Source organism: Chitinophaga filiformis, assembly GCF_900102545.1.
Classification (GTDB): domain Bacteria; phylum Bacteroidota; class Bacteroidia; order Chitinophagales; family Chitinophagaceae; genus Chitinophaga; species Chitinophaga filiformis.
Map to the genome: position 1 here is coordinate 330,263 of NZ_FNBN01000002.1, position 16,409 is coordinate 346,671.

Below are 16,409 nucleotides of genomic sequence, written 5' to 3' on the forward strand. Positions count from 1 at the left end.
ACGAAAGTAACGTAAACGATTACTTATGAGATCCATTACAAAACAACTACTCTGTGCAGTCACCTGCCTGTCTATACTAATACAACCTTCCTGTAAGAAATACCTGGACGTCGTGCCCGACGATGTAGCCACACTGGAAAGTGCGTTCGCTAATGCTAACGAAACGCAGGCCTATTTATTCGGCTGTTATGCCACATTGCAGGCGCTTACAGATATACGCAGGAACGCTGGCTTTACTACATCAGGAGAAGTAATGTTCCCTTATCCCCTGCAGGACCAGACCACATTGGGTGGTGGCGGTGGCGATGCCGGCTTCAGTATCATACGCGGCTTGCAGAACAGTGCTAATCCTTTGCTGAACTACTGGGATGGTTATAACATGGGCCTGAATATGTGGCAGGCCATCAGGAAATGTAACATCTTCCTGGAGAACTCGCACAGAGCACCAGACCTGCCTGAGTTCCAGCGCAAAAGATGGGATGCGGAAGCCAAATTTCTGAAAGCATATTTCCACTACTGGCTGATCAGGATGTATGGTCCTATTCCCATTGTGGATGCAAATCTTCCGGTAAATGCTTCTATCGACGAAGTACGGATCAAACAACAACCGGTAGATTCCTGCTTTAATTATGTAGTGCGACTACTGGATGAGGCAATCGTTGATCTGCCTCCTGTTATCCAGAACCTCGCGGCAGAACAGGGCCGTATCAGTGGTACTATCGCGAAGGCGGTGAAGGCAGAAGTACTCGTTACACAAGCCAGCCCATTGTTCAACGGCAATCCTGACTATGCTTCCATGAAAAGAGGCGATGGTACAAGATTGTTTGCTTCAGAATATGATGATCAGAAATGGGCACGTGCCATGAACGCCTGTAAAGAAGCCATTGATGCGGCAACAAGTGCAGGCGCAGACCTGTATCAGCTCAGGATTTCCGGAGGTGTGGTGCATATGTCAGACATCACACGCAGGATGCTTACCATACAGGGTGCATTTGTAGACAGCTGGAATACGGAACAGGTGTGGACGCTCAATCCGCAGTTCGGATGGCAGTATATGGCCTCTCCCCGTGTAACCGCAGAAGCGGCAGCTAACGTGTTCGCCGTGTACTCCAATTTCTCTGTTCCTATCGGACAGTCAGAATTATTCTATAGCAGCAATGGTGTGCCTATCAATGAAGACAGGCTCTGGGACTATAAGAACCGTTATAAACTACAGGCGGGCGATGATGCGCATGCCTATTACATCAAGAAGGGATATACTACTGTAAAGGGCAACTTTAACAGAGAACCGCGCTATTACGCGGATGTTGCTTTTGATGGTAGCGTATGGTTCGGATCGGGCAACCTGGACGATAACAATCCTAATTATGTGAATGCTGTGAATGGCTTTGCTGCTCCTCCTGACCAGCTGCGTTATAACGCAACAGGTTACTGGGCGAAGAAACTGGTGCCTTATCAAACTACCTTCGGACAAAACAGTGTACAACAGAATTATTCCTGGCCTTTCATGCGATTGACGGGCCTCTGGCTGCTATATGCAGAGTGCCTGAATGAAGTGAATGGACCTGGTGAAGAAGTCTATAAATGGATTGACAAAGTGAGGGAAAGAGCTGGTTTGCAGGGTGTAGTCACCTCCTGGTCGCAGTATTCCACCAACCCTAATAAATACAATTCCAAAGATGGCTTACGGGCTATCATTCACCAGGAAAGAAGAATTGAAACAGCTTTCGAAGGACAGGCAGGCTGGGATCTCCGCAGATGGAAAGAGCTGCAGAATGTGTTAAGTACTCCACTGCTCGGCTGGAATGTATTCAATAGGACAACTGAAGGTTATTATCAGATAAGGATCGCGCAGCAAACAGCCTTTGGACTTAAGAACTACCTGTACCCGATACAGGACTACGATCTTCTGACCAATCCTAACCTGGTGCAAACGCTTTACTGGTAAAGCATATCCATCTACTATATTAATTATCACGTATGAATTACAGCAAGCATCATATATATCAACTTTTATTACTGCTGATACTCGTGGCCGCACTGCCACTGTCCTGCAAAAGACTGGATGGTTACAACGAAATAGTTTCTACCGACATGACGAAACCCGGCGTAGTGACCGATGTGAAAGTGGTGAATTTCAATGGCGGCGCCTATATCACTTATAAAGTGCCTAATTCACCCAATATCCTTTACGTACAGGCAGAGTATAAGATCAATGATAAGACGAGCAGACAGGCAAAGTCTTCCTATTACTCTGATAGCATTACAGTAAGTGGTTTTGCGAAAAGCCAGGATTATGAAGTGGTGTTACGCACCGTTAGCCGCGCGCAGGTATCTTCTGAACCAGTATCGGTAACAGTGCATCCGGATACACCTCCTTATCTGCTCACCCGTCCTACGATAACAATGCAGCAGGATTTCGGTGGTGTGAACATCACCTGTCTTAACAAGACCAACGCTAATCTTGGTATCATTACTGTTGCGCCTGACGCTACTAATACGTACCAGATCATCGCACAGAATTATACCGACGAGCATACTATTTCATTCAGCCTCAGAGGCTATGACACCATCCCACATCGATTCGGTGTGTATATCACAGACCAGTGGGGTAACATCTCTGATACCTTGTTTTCTACCATTACACCTGTCTTCGAAGCCCAGATGGATAAGTCATTATTCCAGTCATACCCCTTAGGAACAGACGCCAGAACCGGCTTTGGTTGGGTGATCCAGTATCTCTGGAATGGTACCGCACAATCGCCCGGTTATCATACAGAACAACCAATTCAGCCATTGGTATGGCCCGCGGTGATCACATTCGATATGGGTAAGGCAGCGAGGTTAAGTCGCTACACGATCTGGAACAGGGGAATAGATGGCAGTGGCAACTGGTTATGGCAGGCAGGCGCGCCGCAGCGATGGGTATTGTGGGGACGGGAAGATCAGCCTGTGGATGAGACCATGCCTGATGAAAACAATCTGCCTCCTGTAGGCGGTCAGACACCTAAGGGCTGGATCAACCTGGGTGTTTTCGATGCACCGGCTAAGCCATCCAAACTGCCTAATCCCCAGTATACCAGTGCAGATCTCGCATTCTGGAACGCCGGCTTCAGTTACAATTTTCCGCTGAACTTACCCAAGGTAAGGTACATGCGCTTTGAATGCCTTTCCAATATGGCACAGACAAATAACTTTTTCAACGTGACAGAGCTGACCTTCTGGGGAGATCCGAGATAATAACACCTTAAATGGCAGAAAAATGAAACGCTATCATACAAACAAACTATACCTGCTCGCCTGCTTCATCGTATTGCTGGCCTGTAGTAAGAAACCAACTGATTACCGCGAATTCCTCGGAGGCGAAGAGCTGGTCTATCCGGGTGCGATCAGTAATGCAAAGGTAATCCCGGGTAATAATCGTCTGCAGCTGATCTGGCAACCCAGTCCCGATCCAAGTGTTGTGAAATACATGGTGTACTGGAATAACAAAGCTGACTCGCTCACGGTCAATTCCACTACACACAATACCAGCGATACTGTCAGATGTACGATATCCGGTCTGTCAGAATATGTGTACTCATTCATCATATACTCTTATGATGCAAAAGGCAACAGGTCTGTCGCCACAGAGATCAGCAATGCAAGGGTATATGGCTCCGTGTATACAGCAACGCTCAACAACAGGTTGAGCAACCCGGAAAACCCTTATACCATCAATGACGATAACTCCGTTATCCTGCGGTTTGCAACACCAGATACGATTAATATCGCCACCGCACTGAAATATACCAGCCAGAGCGGACAGGAGGTACAGGTATCGCTTTTACCTGATGAAGATTCCATCAAACTAACGGATTATAAATTCGGTACGCCGATCGTGTATAAGTCTTCCTATATTCCCGTAACAGGAGCACTGGATACTTTCTACACCTTGCAGAATGATACTTTTCCTACTATCTTCAGACTGGTACAGTGCGACAAAAGCATCTTCAGTGAATTGAGTCTTTATGGAGATATGGGGATCTTCCAGTCTGATACCCGGGTAAGTAAGTTGTGGGATGGATCTGTTGGTCCGCAGGGGTATCCGAACATATTCCACAGTGACGGAAACAGTGGAATGCCAAGGGTACTTAGCTTTGATATGGGCAAAGTTTACAACAACCTGGGCACGATAGAAGAAACGGGCAGGGATTGTTGTAATAATCCCGATCAGTTTGAAGTGTGGGGCATTGCAGACATTAGCAATGCGGTACCGGAACTGGATTCCCGTGATGGAGGCTGGAAAGCGGCCATGCAGGCAAAAGGCTGGACATTGCTGAAAGAAGTGATCAGAACAGATAATGGCAATGCACCTTATAAAACAACACTGATGAGCAATCCACCACCGGTGCGTTATATCCGTATCAGGGTGCTGCACAATGCCAATGGAGAAAACAATTATGTAAATATGTCAGAAATCACGTTCTGGAATAAAGAATAATTAACACAAGTTACAGGTCTCATGATGTTTAGAAGATGTATTATCACCCTTATCATTACAGCGTTGCCGGCAGCATTTTGTGCCGCACAAAGCAATGCATTGGAATTAAGGTATGACAAGCCCGCAAAGGTATGGGAGGAAACCCTGCCCCTTGGTAATGGCCGTATGGGCATGATGCCTGACGGAGGTATCACTACAGAAAAGATCGTTCTGAACGATATTACTCTCTGGTCGGGTGGGCCACAGGATGCCAACAATTATGAAGCCTATAAGCAATTGCCGCGCATCCGGCAGTTGCTGAAAGAAGGCCGGAATGATGAGGCACAAGCGCTGATGGACAAAGACTTCATCTGCACGGGCAAAGGCTCTGGTAGCGTACCTTTTGGCTGTTACCAGGTATTGGGCGAATTAGAGATACAATTTGAAGGCGCAGGTAGCGGCACACCTGAACAGTATGAAAGAACCCTGTCACTCGATAAGGCAATCGCTACCTGCAGCTATCAGGCAGATGGTGTTACCTACCGCCGTGAATATTTTACCAGCTTTGGAGATGATCTTGGTATGATCCGGCTGACAGCAGATCAACCCGGGAAACTCAATTGTCGCGTGACCATGAGCAGGCCTGAAAGATCAGCTTCCCGCACAAGCGGCAATGCACTGGAACTATATGGACAACTGGATAATGGTACAGATGGCAAAGGCATGCAATACCAGGCTGTGGTAAAAGCCAGTTCCAAAGACGGGGCTATCAGTACAGAAGGCAATGCCCTGGTGATCAGGAATGCTACAGAAATCATTTTTTATGTGGCCGCCGGTACGGATTTCAGGAATCCTGACTTTAAAAATAAGATCAGTCAGACATTGGCGGCTGCTATGAAAAAAAGCTATGCAATCCAACGGAAGCAGCATATCAACAACTACGGTAAACTGTTTAACAGAGTACAGTTAAGTCTCGGGAAAGGCAGCGCCAGCACATTAACAACAGACAAGCGGCTGGCAGCCTTTTACAACAATTCCTCGGCTGACAATGAACTGCCGGTACTCTTTTACCAGTTTGGCCGTTACCTGCTGATCTCCAGTACAAGACCCGGTCTGCTTCCACCCAATTTACAGGGACTCTGGGCCAACCAGGTACAAACGCCGTGGAATGGCGACTATCATCTCGACGTGAATGTACAGATGAACCACTGGCCGGTAGAAGTGTCTAATCTTTCAGAACTGAACCTGCCGCTGGCATCTCTGGTAAAGGGATTGGTGGAACCAGGCAAAAGAACGGCCCGTGCTTATTATAATGCACCGGGTTGGGTAGCGCATGTAATCACCAATATATGGGGCTTTACAGAACCGGGAGAAAGCGCTTCCTGGGGAGCCACGAAATCGGGTTCAGGATGGCTGTCCAACAATCTGTGGGAGCATTATGCGTATACCAACGACAGGCAATACCTGGCGGATATCTATCCCGTGATAAAAGAATCCGCTGTGTTCTACAACAGCCTATTGATCAAAGATGAAAAGACAGGCTGGCTGGTGATGTCTCCCTCCTCTTCTCCGGAGAATGCGTTCTATTTGCCGAATGGCAAGCATGCGAGTATCTGTATCGGTGCTACTATCGATAACCAGATCGTACGCGACCTGTTTAATAATGTGATCAGCGCATCGGCTACATTGGGTAAGGACACAGCATTCAGGAGAGAGCTGCAGCAAAAGCTTGCGCTGTTGCCACCTCCCGGTGTGATCTCCAAAGACGGCAGGATTATGGAGTGGCTGGAAGATTATAAGGAAACCGATCCGCAGCACAGGCATATCTCGCACTTATGGGGATTGTATCCTGCCTCATTGATCACTGCGGAAAATACACCTGATCTGGCAACAGCTGCAAAGAAAACGCTGGAAGTAAGAGGTGATGATGGTCCCAGTTGGACCATTGCCTATAAACTGTTATTCTGGGCAAGACTGCAGGATGGCAACCGCTCGTTCAAGCTCTTACGGGAACTGCTGAAACCAACGGCCAGGACCGATATCAACTATGGTGCAGGTGGGGGTGTATACGCGAATATGTTATCCGCAGGCCCGCCTTTCCAGATAGACGGCAACTTCGGAGCGACGGCCGGTATTGCAGAAATGCTTTTACAGAGCCATGCAGGCGTTATCAACCTGTTGCCGGCAGTTCCTGATCAGTGGAAAGCGGAAGGCGCTGTAAAGGGCTTAAAAGCGCGTGGGAATTTCACTGTGGACTTTGCATGGAAAGATGGTAAGGTGATTAGTTATAAGGTGACATCTCCTACACCACGTAAGGTGAAAGTAAACATCAATGGTGTGGTTAAAGAGGTTACTGCCAGTAAAATCTGATTTGCATGATACAAAGGACGTTCGCTATCCTTTAGAACAGGGCGCGGGGTTCCGGGAGAGATGTGATTTCAGATGCCTGTGTTGTTCCTGCTTACATAAGGCACGGATGATTACAGGGTATGTGACACATGTTAGCAGAAGCATCGGACTGGGTTAAAGAGCTTTGTTGCAGGCAAGGAAAGCGGTGTAAAACAAATGATCATCATATCCTGATAAGAGCAGGCTGTCCGGATTTCTGAGACAGCCTGTTCACTGCCTTATCAATAGTTAATTCAAACCGGCGTATAGGAATAATAACTTTATCCAATCAATAAGATCCTAAATCAGCAGATAAGCCTGCGTACATGAAAATAATCTAATCAATATAAGCGGTTGCAAATGAAAAAATTAAATTCTTCTATAGTTGAATTTTATTCCCTACATTTATGTTAGCTATCTGGATTTCTGGATTTCGTGATTGCAAATATTATCACAATAATTAAAGTAATCTGAATAGTGGCATTTAGGATATAGTTATAGTTCCAGTTGTTTCCTAGGGTAGGTATTAAATTCATCAAAGAGTTTAATGCAATGGTTACTAATCCGAATATGATTAGCGCTACAATTACACCTCCAATTCTTTGCGAAACGGTGTAATCACTACTAAACATTAGTACTGGAATTAAAACGAGTCCGAGAAGAACGAAAATGCCACTAGCCGAAGCTAAAAACAATAAATCATTTCTTATGGACATATTTGCTGCTGTCTTTGTCGTAGTGACTGTTCTTGGAGGGGTTACGCTTTTCTTCCTGGATTTCAACCCCCATGATTTTGTTAAAAAGTTAAAGAGAGTGAAGGAGTAAGGCTCTTTCATTACAACTGTATGCCTAAGATTCATTGCATCAGCCCTTCCGCAAGAATCAATCTTTTCGCTATTTATTATTTCGGTTAGTTTACAGAAATTTTCCACCTTCTTGTTGACCCTATAGTAGTATGCAAATCCCAGCAAGTCATTGGCAAGGTAAACGCATAACACAATGATCAAAATTGTGATAAGCCGTTGTGGCAAAGTACGCTCACTTTTGGTAAACCATTCTGCTAAAGTATCAAATGCGCTCATGTCTGTTATTTAATAACGTTGTTGGCATGAGGCTATGATGTCTATTTCATTGAAAAGAATGCAAGATAGGAAAAATACGCGCCTTGGCGGCCTCTGAAATAAATAATGACAGGCCGTCCAAATTTTAAGACAGCCTGTCTTCCGTTCACCGTTTTTATATGATCGTATTCAGCACACCTCCGTCTGCACGCAAGGCCGCTCCGTTAGTAGCGAGAGAAAGAGGGCTGGAAAGATAAACTGCCAGATGCGCGATCTCTTCTGGTTGTATAAATCGCTGTAATAATGAAGTAGGGTTTAAGGCCTTTATCAGGTCTGCTTTCGCTTCTTCCACGTTCCGGCCTTGTGCAGCGGATATTTGCTCCACAGCACCGGCAACACCTTCGGAGTAGGTGGGTCCACCGATGATTGTGTTGACAGTAACACCGGTATTCTTCGTCAGCTGTGACAGACCGCGACTGACAGATAGCATCGCGGTTTTAGTCATTCCGTAGTGGATCATGTTCTCAGGGATATTAATACCGGATTCACTGCTGATAAAGATTATCCGGCCCCAGTTCCGTTTCAGCATTTTAGCTAACAAGTCCCTTGACAGGCGCACGCCACTCATTACATTCACCTCAAAGAATTTTGCCCAGTCGCTGTCTTCTATGTCGAAAAATGGTCTGAGTTCAAAGATACCAACGTTATTTACGAGAATGTCGATATCCGGCAATGCTTTCAACAGCCGATCCACTTCTTCAGGGTCAGCAAAATTCGCCGGAATGCCTGATACATCCGCTCCTGGTATCTCCTGTTTCAACTTCCTCTGTGCCATATCAATCTTTTCCCGGGTTCTTCCATTGATGATAACCTTTGCTCCTTCAGCCAGCAATTGTTTTGCAATGGCGAAGCCAATGCCTTGTGTCGATCCGCTGACAAAGGCCGTCTTAGATTTCAATTGTAAATCCATAAGTGTTTATATTCCATAGTTTAGTATAGCTATATCATTTCTGTATTGATCACTACAAAAATGATCAAAAAAATCAGCTGATGATTTCCAGCTGCATTTCAATCTGTTTGCTGAGGATCTTCCGGTCCGGGTACATGCGTCGGGTAACGTTCATCCCATTCCAGAGTGTGATCAGGTAACGTCCAAGGATCTCCGGGTTGGTCTGGTTCTTTAGCGTACCGTTCTTTTGTGCCTTTCTGATGGTTGCGGTAAAAAATTGTTCCACTTCTTTCAGGATCGTGATAGCTTCCTCTTCCAGCTCACTATCCAGACAGGCCATTTCAACGACGGTATTGACGATGATACAGCCCAGCAAATGCGTTTCCTTGTCGTCCTTAGCCATACTACGGAAGAAGTCTTTGATCAGTTCAACAGGAGCTCTACTGTGCTCCAGCTCTTCCCTGAACTGGTTAAAAGCTTCCCTTCTCTGCTGAATGGCTTTTCTGAATAGTTCCTTTTTTCCGCCTTTAAAAGCATGATAAAAGCTGCCGCTACCAAGGCCGGTAGCTTCGAGGATATCTTCCAGTGAAGTGGCGGTAAACCCTTTGGCCCAAAAGACTTTCTGCGCTTTGGATAGTACGTCTTTGTTGTCGTATATGCTGGGTCTACCTCTCATTTCTTCTGCTTTTTCTCAGGGAAAAAATATTTTTGTATTGTTCACTACAAAAATAGGGAAATTTCTAAAATAGGAGGATTTTTTTTGGCTGATTAATGACGTATCGTCTTCGTGTTAAACGCCAATGGTATCATTCGCTACGATAGGACTCCGTTAGGAGTCCATATGTTTGTAGCCCGGGGTTTTGAACCCCGGGGAACGCGTGATGTCCGGAGCCGACCAAAGCGAATGATCAACAGATTTTATCGTGGAGATGTTTCCAGACATCATTTCATTTTTTGCTTCAGTGTACTCGCCGCCACCAACCAGAGAAGTAGTATAGGTACTATTATCATCAAGGCAAGTTCTGGTATAGTATGTAACATGTTGTCCAACTGCCCTTGTGTGATGAACACTATAATCGCGTAAGCCACTAAAATCAGACCTTCCACCAATCCATATATACTTGCCACAACCAAATGCTTACGCCCTTTGAGCATTTCCTCTCCCATCATCTTTCCCAGGAAATAGGATGAGAGAAACAGGATCGCGAAAAAGCCCCATACAATAATATTCATTTGGGCCTGGAGATAGAAAAGTATGCCGTTGGCAAAGTCTCCTCTTGTTTCAACGAATAGCCAGAATAACTCCAGAATAATCACTGCATACAATGTTATCTTACATACATGCTTTCCTGCTACATTTGGCGTCATAATATTAGGATATGTGGATGACCGGCATATATGCTGGCCTATCTAAGTTACACATTCCGACGTATTCTTTGTCAAAAAAGAAAAGTTAACTTCACTACTTGCAAGAACAAATATATGGTTATATTAAAACAGTATACCGCCTAAATAGCTATCGTTACCCCCAAAAAGAAACGAAGTGAGACTCCTCCGCTCTTTTCTTCATATATGACAATCTTTTAAAACTGCGTTGATATTTGTTCCTCGTAAAACGAAGCAGATCGTTAATGATCTTTTGTGAAGATCCCCAGTCCCCGTTTATTCGGGGCAGTATTTTCATCAGAATAATTTCATCTAAACAGCCAAACAGCCACTTATCGTCCTTCTGACTACGATTTATTCTGGAATTATGCGCACAATAAATAAGCGCCGCATCCCGGATACGATAACCAAATCGAAGAGAGGATTCTGATAATATATTATCGATAGCTTGAAGTTCTGATATAATCAGGTCTCCGTCAGCTGGTGATGACTGATATGCTTCTTTGGCAGACAATAACGGTCCAAACAGATAGTCGCTATTTAAGGGACTAACCGGAAATTCCAGATCAGTGCCGGTGTTTGTAAGCCCACCATAGAAATCTATACCATTTAGTTCAACAACCATAATCCTATCCAGCACCTTCATGCTGAATTGGTGCCCAAATTCATCCATATTTGCCGTACCGATAACAATCAGATTTGGTGGCAGCATGATTCCGTTAGTGAGAAAAAAGGCCTGCAGATCACCGTCGAATGTAAGTTCTAACTGCTCCCAAAAATGAGGATCTTTCTTTAAGCACTCTTTTAACTGCGTTCCATCTATGAACGCATCAGAAACAAGTTTATTATTGATAAACTGACGGCTTTCCAGTATGGACAGGAAATCAGCAAAATAATGTTCCACCCTGGCAAGATTCATTTCATCAAGACATAGAATAAACGGCACACCCGGATGCCGCCACGCCTTTATCAGAAAATGGATAAAAGGCGTGAAGTGGCGTTTCCCTTGGTTGTTAGTCCAGCCGACAATGTTCTCATTATCGCACCAATCAGGCTGAACTGCCAATATCTGAAAGTTGCCGGGTTTCCCATTCTCCTGAAGATATTTAGGACAGGTCTGGTACGCTAATGCTCTTGCAAAAAGCGATTTTCCGGATCCACATATTCCTGCCATAAGCAGAAAAGGTTTTGTTTTTAATGCCATCAATACCTGGCGGTATGGATGGTCAAAATCAACTTCGATGGGAAAAGGCCCACCTATTCTGATACCGGCATCATTTGCTTTCTTTGTGGCCTTCCTGGAACGCGGTTTCTTTTTTACCTTGACTTCACCTTCATTAGCCGTAGAAATGCCAAAATCTCCTTCCAGCTCATCTTCGTCTTCAATTCGATAAAGCCTATGCCGGCGGTCTTTAATGCTTGAAAGACTCGCCCCTCGTGATATTATTCTTTCCATGGTCTTTATTTTTTAGCAGATAACAAGATTCAATTAAACGGGTAACATCTTCGCAGAAAATGATATTAAAAGCAGCGTTACAATCCTGATCGCTGCATGCCATCAGGAGAAGCGTTTTAATATGCTCTCTGAACTCCGGTAAAGGATAGGAATAAAAGAAGTCGTTAATTACAGTCATTGGTGCTGCAATCTCTTCTTCCGTAAGTGCGAGTGGCTGTTGGTGCCATTCTGGTAAGCTTTTCATAACATACATTTATAGAATGAATTAAAAAGCATCGGCGTAAGATGACACCGATGCCATGACAATTTTGATATTCAGTCTCTTACTTCACAGGGAATGATAATTGTGAAGCATGTGATACCCTTATTGCTAGTGATTTTGATATTTCCGCGCAGGATTTCCGCGTATAGCTCGCATAAATAAAGTCCTAATCCGTTTCCTGCATTACCCGGCTCTGCCTGATAATAAATCTTTACAATCCTTTTAATTTCTTCTGCTGAAATGGTTTGGCCATAACTGACAACCGAAAATGAAACATGATCATTTGACCCCGTACCGATTAGCTGAATCTCCTTTCCCTTACTATGTTTATACGCATTAATAAGGAAGTTTTGAATTATTTGCCCAAGCTTCATCTTATCAGTTATAATAGTCTTACCCTGCAGCTCATTCAGCTCGATAATCAGGCTTTTGTTGAAACTTTCGTTCAAAATATGCTGCGGAATAGTACATTCATCTATAAAATCTGCTACTTTAAAGGATGTCTCTTCCGCTCTCAGGAAGAAACATTCTTCCCGAAAATGCACTGTATTAATCATATTCTTTAAGACATGTATGCTGTTGAAAAGAATAGATTGTAAAGTAGTAAGATAAAAAGCCACATCTGGCCTGTTGGCAAAGAAGGAGTCTGTTTTGTCAACTAACGACTCAACAGCCAATGAAGCGGCCGATAATTGAGTTTTGATTTCATGTGCAAATAGTCCAAGGAAGCGTTCTACAGATACTTCTTCCCTGGTTACGTTTTCTGTAAGCAGAAATGCAGCCTCTATTAATCTTCGATACTCTGTGTCTACCAGATCATAACAATTTCGATTATTCTCAGATCCGGATTTAGAGATGGCTTCAAGTAGCCTGTCAAGCCGGTGAGTTTCCTTCCGTAGATCTGTACGAGCGCAGAAATCATAAAAGACCTCCATCGGATATTGCATTTCCTCATCGGATAGGCAAAATGGGAAAAAGTGTTTCTTTCGAGTTAACGTTTGAGTTTGTGTATTCATAGAAAATTTGTTGTTAACAATGCTGACTGATGAGTATACGCATGAAAGAGGCTGCCGGAAGAAAATTCCAGATGCATATCCTTCGATATACCAAATACTATCCCATCAGTAATAAATATTACTGATCTGGCGATTGACTTATTTTTAAAAATTATTTGTTCCCCCAGTAGTTCTATTCAACCATCTATAACGTAGATAGTAGCGATGCATACTGTAAATTGACGACGTTATCCTATTTGTAACGCCGACAAATAATATCCTTGATTAAAGAGAGTAAGAAGTGATTGTGCAATACCCGGAGGAGGAAGCATTTAAAGTGCGGGAATATAATAAGGGCTGGAACCCACCTGCATTGTCAATCCGGCTCTGACAAAGCCAACTACCTTTCGGTAGCCTGGTCCAATGCATAAGTAGGCCCAACCCTTGTTATGTGGGTTGAGCGCTTTAACTTACACCTCGTACCTAAACTGTCAGATTTGATTGCCGAGATTTCGTTAAACGCTTACCTTCTTGTCATATGTATCACAAAATAATGATTTCTTACTGAAAAGGTCAACTCATTATCGATAACTATATACAAGTATGATAATTATAAAAGCAAGTTAATGAAGAAATAAATACACGACAAAAAAAATTGAAGAAAAATATATACTGATGTACGTTAGTATTATCAAAGTACATCGAGAGAATGTAACTATTGATATCAACGAAGCATCATTGCAACAACGCATGCAACGCTTTGAACCTTGATAATAACTTCCTGGTGCTGCGTCATAAAAAAATCTTATTTTCACTAACAGTACTCACGTTAATATTCATAAAATAAAATGTTCATTCAATCCTTGCCCCGCTGTGCATTTTTAATCTGTTTCCTCTTTTCGCTTGAAAATGGTTTTGGCCAGGTAAAACAAGAAATTCCTGCTGAGCTTATTTTCTTGACCGACATACTGTCAAAACCACTACCCGATATCAAAAACAACATTAAAACGCCAATACGCAATTTAGATATCCCCTCTCCTACTTTCCGCCTTTACGAAACAGGGTTCTTTCTATTAAAGAAACCAGACAGCCTCCAGCTCTTTGGATCATCAATTCAGAAAATAATGGTTAGTATTGGTATAGACACTACCGTCTATGGCGTTTTCGTTACCATTAGTAAGAATGATACATTTGTGAAGATAGCTAGTCAAAAGCTAGGGACTGAAAGTGGAAAATGGAGTTATGAATCTAGTTTTGGATCATTAAAAGATGATTCCAGAGAAGAACGTCATCATGTCTGGAATATTGGAAGCTATATAATAGGGATTTCTGATACTAATGATTATTATCGTACGTCGGTTGATGATAAAGACAGGTATGTACTCACCGTTAGAAGAAAGGTGAGCCTTTGATTCATTAAAAATACCGTTTCTATCTTAATCAGTCCAATATCAAAAACATATGTATGCTACGCATACCAAAACCAATGGCTAAATGATGGGGGCATTAACACTATATTAACTTCTATTTTTACATAAACCGTTACCTTGAAGATGTTTTTATCTATGAAATGCTAAATATTACTGTCTGTAGGTCAGACAACTCCATTTTGTAGATTATTCGTTCAACCTCAACATTATTGTGAAATGCCAGAATTACATGTAAGCAAAAAATCAGTAGGTAAATTGTTTTCAGAAATGCAAAATAGGAAATTCATTATTCCAGATTATCAACGGCCTTACAAATGGAATATTGAGAAATGCGAGACTCTATGGAATGACATAGAAGATTTTTCACAAACAGATGCGAAGATCGGGTCGGACTATTTCTTGGGTACAATAGTATCGTATCTTAATGAAGAGAGATATCATGAGATAATCGATGGACAACAAAGAATAACGTCCTTTATGCTGCTACTTAGAGCGTTTTACAGTAAGCTCGAAAGTATGATTGAGGATGATGATGTCATTGGACTAAAAAACCAACTGGCTCCCTGCATTTGGGATATTAATCCAATTTCTCAGCGAGTTTCTAATAAGAATAAGATTCATATTCAATCTCTAGTTGCTACTGAGGAAGATAATGATACCTTCCACCGAATACTCGAAACCGGCAATGCTTCGGAGTTAGCATTTGACAATTATTCACTCAACTATCTTTTCTTTAAGAAGAAATGTGATGAATATGCTACCAAGTTGCCGATGCAATGGAAAGAACTATGTGTAACTATTTTACAGAAGTGCATTATTCTTCCCATTGAATGTGATGCCCAAGATACAGCATTGACTATTTTTTCGACTCTAAATGATAGAGGGCTTCCTTTAGCTGATTCGGATATTTTCAAAGCCCAAATCTATCGGAATTGTGAAACTGAGATTGAACGTAGAGAATTTACTAGTATATGGAAAGAGCTAACACAGATTTGCAAGCAAGGGCAGTTAAGCATTGATGATGTATTTCGTTATTATACTCATGTATTGCGGGCCCGGTCTAATGACAAAAGTAAGGAAGTCGGTTTGAGAAAGTTTTATGCAGAGGAAAAGTATAAGCGGCTCAAGTCATCAAACTTAATTCCGGAAATCATGAGTTTAGCTAATTTTTGGAGGTATGCAAATACTGGCATTGAACCGGAAGACTCTTTATACACAATTTCACAGGAAGCTTTTAAGTATTTACATTGTTTGAATTGCTATCCCAATGAGTTCTGGAAATATGCGACCACTGTTTTTTTTATGAGGAATCAAAATAGTGAAAAATTCGATATAACATTTATACGCATACTGAAAAATCTAATTTCTTTCTTATTCGCAAAATTTATTGAAGCTCCAACCGTTAACGCAATCAAAGACGACATTTACGCATCTTGCATTTCGATTAACAATCAGAACGATTTACAAGTAAGATTTACTTTAAATAAGGATGTATTTGAGACACAGTTAAGTGCATATTCTTCATCTAAAATATCACGAGCGTTATTGCTTCTTGATGCATATCTTCATTCAGATCAAACTGAACTCATTGCCAATAATTTCGACATTGAACACATCTTTCCCAAGAAATGGCAAGAAGCGAATTACAATGGTTGGAGTGTAGAGGATGCAGCATCTTTTCTTGATAAATTTGGTAACAAAGTTGTAATCGAAAAGAAATTAAATATTCAGGCGGGAAATGGTTATTTTGGCTCAAAGAAAAAACGCTACGCAGGATCGAAGATTGCAAATCTAATTGATCTTAGTAATTATCACAAAAACGACTGGTTGAAAGATGACATTGAAATCAGGGAGAATGAATTTAGAGAAAGAATTATAAATTTTTTTAAAGAGAATATTAATTAGTCCCAGGGAGGTAGACGAAGTGTTTTACGTTTGGTCATCAGATTTGATGACCAAACGTAATTGATCAAGTCGGTAATGCTTTAGAGTACTTATAATAATTCCGACCGATAATAGC

General features: G+C 42.5%; 13 protein-coding genes. 6 read left to right on the plus strand and 7 right to left on the minus strand.

Annotation, left to right across the window (positions count from 1 at the left end):
- The first annotated feature begins 25 nt into the window (after nucleotides 1–25).
- Genes BLR32_RS07970 through BLR32_RS07985 form a run of 4 tightly spaced genes read left to right on the plus strand, consistent with a single transcriptional unit; the run spans nucleotide 26 to nucleotide 6,832 of the window.
- Nucleotides 26–1,948: a RagB/SusD family nutrient uptake outer membrane protein gene (locus BLR32_RS07970; RefSeq protein ID WP_089830406.1), complete on the plus strand. Its 1,923-nt coding sequence runs from the start codon at nucleotides 26–28 to the stop codon at nucleotides 1,946–1,948.
- Nucleotides 1,949–1,980: 32 nt separating this feature from the next.
- Nucleotides 1,981–3,240: a DUF4959 domain-containing protein gene (locus tag BLR32_RS07975; protein WP_089830408.1), complete on the plus strand. Its 1,260-nt coding sequence runs from the start codon at nucleotides 1,981–1,983 to the stop codon at nucleotides 3,238–3,240.
- Nucleotides 3,241–3,262: 22 nt separating this feature from the next.
- A complete protein-coding gene (locus BLR32_RS07980; RefSeq protein ID WP_089830411.1) occupies nucleotides 3,263–4,483 on the plus strand; it encodes a DUF4998 domain-containing protein in 1,221 nt (406 codons plus the stop codon).
- A 21-nt stretch (nucleotides 4,484–4,504) separates the two neighbouring features.
- Entirely contained in the window at nucleotides 4,505–6,832 is a 2,328-nt protein-coding gene (locus BLR32_RS07985; RefSeq protein ID WP_218124162.1) for a glycoside hydrolase family 95 protein, read from the plus strand.
- A 428-nt stretch (nucleotides 6,833–7,260) separates the two neighbouring features.
- On the opposite strand, the gene BLR32_RS07990 is transcribed toward BLR32_RS07985, so the two are convergent.
- The 7 genes from BLR32_RS07990 to BLR32_RS08020 form a co-directional block, all read right to left on the minus strand.
- The gene (locus BLR32_RS07990) at nucleotides 7,261–7,932 is read right to left on the minus strand and encodes a hypothetical protein (protein WP_089830415.1); all 672 of its coding nucleotides are present in this window, start codon (nucleotides 7,930–7,932) and stop codon (nucleotides 7,261–7,263) included.
- A 154-nt stretch (nucleotides 7,933–8,086) separates the two neighbouring features.
- Entirely contained in the window at nucleotides 8,087–8,881 is a 795-nt protein-coding gene (locus BLR32_RS07995; protein WP_089830417.1) for an SDR family NAD(P)-dependent oxidoreductase, read from the minus strand.
- Nucleotides 8,882–8,954: 73 nt separating this feature from the next.
- Complete coding sequence (locus tag BLR32_RS08000; RefSeq protein WP_089830418.1) at nucleotides 8,955–9,536, minus strand: TetR/AcrR family transcriptional regulator; 582 nt, start codon at nucleotides 9,534–9,536, stop codon at nucleotides 8,955–8,957.
- Between the two features lie 266 nt (nucleotides 9,537–9,802).
- Nucleotides 9,803–10,228 carry a hypothetical protein gene (locus tag BLR32_RS08005; protein ID WP_089830420.1) on the minus strand — a complete coding sequence of 142 codons (426 nt, stop codon included), beginning with the start codon at nucleotides 10,226–10,228 and terminating at the stop codon, nucleotides 9,803–9,805.
- 154 nt (nucleotides 10,229–10,382) lie between these two features.
- Nucleotides 10,383–11,702 carry an McrB family protein gene (locus BLR32_RS08010; RefSeq protein WP_089830421.1) on the minus strand — a complete coding sequence of 440 codons (1,320 nt, stop codon included), beginning with the start codon at nucleotides 11,700–11,702 and terminating at the stop codon, nucleotides 10,383–10,385.
- Complete coding sequence (locus BLR32_RS08015) at nucleotides 11,659–11,946, minus strand: hypothetical protein (protein ID WP_143011391.1); 288 nt, start codon at nucleotides 11,944–11,946, stop codon at nucleotides 11,659–11,661. The genes BLR32_RS08010 and BLR32_RS08015 overlap by 44 nt, the downstream gene beginning before the upstream one ends.
- Nucleotides 11,947–12,017: 71 nt before the next feature.
- Nucleotides 12,018–12,980, minus strand: coding sequence for a sensor histidine kinase (locus BLR32_RS08020; RefSeq protein WP_089830425.1), 963 nt, complete (start codon nucleotides 12,978–12,980; stop codon nucleotides 12,018–12,020).
- Between the two features lie 827 nt (nucleotides 12,981–13,807).
- Here BLR32_RS08020 and BLR32_RS08025 point away from each other — a divergent pair.
- On the plus strand, nucleotides 13,808–14,371 hold the full coding sequence (locus tag BLR32_RS08025; protein WP_089830427.1) for a hypothetical protein: 564 nt from the start codon (nucleotides 13,808–13,810) through the stop codon (nucleotides 14,369–14,371).
- Between the two features lie 234 nt (nucleotides 14,372–14,605).
- Nucleotides 14,606–16,294: a DUF262 domain-containing protein gene (locus BLR32_RS08030; protein ID WP_089830429.1), complete on the plus strand. Its 1,689-nt coding sequence runs from the start codon at nucleotides 14,606–14,608 to the stop codon at nucleotides 16,292–16,294.
- Nucleotides 16,295–16,409 lie beyond the last annotated feature (115 nt).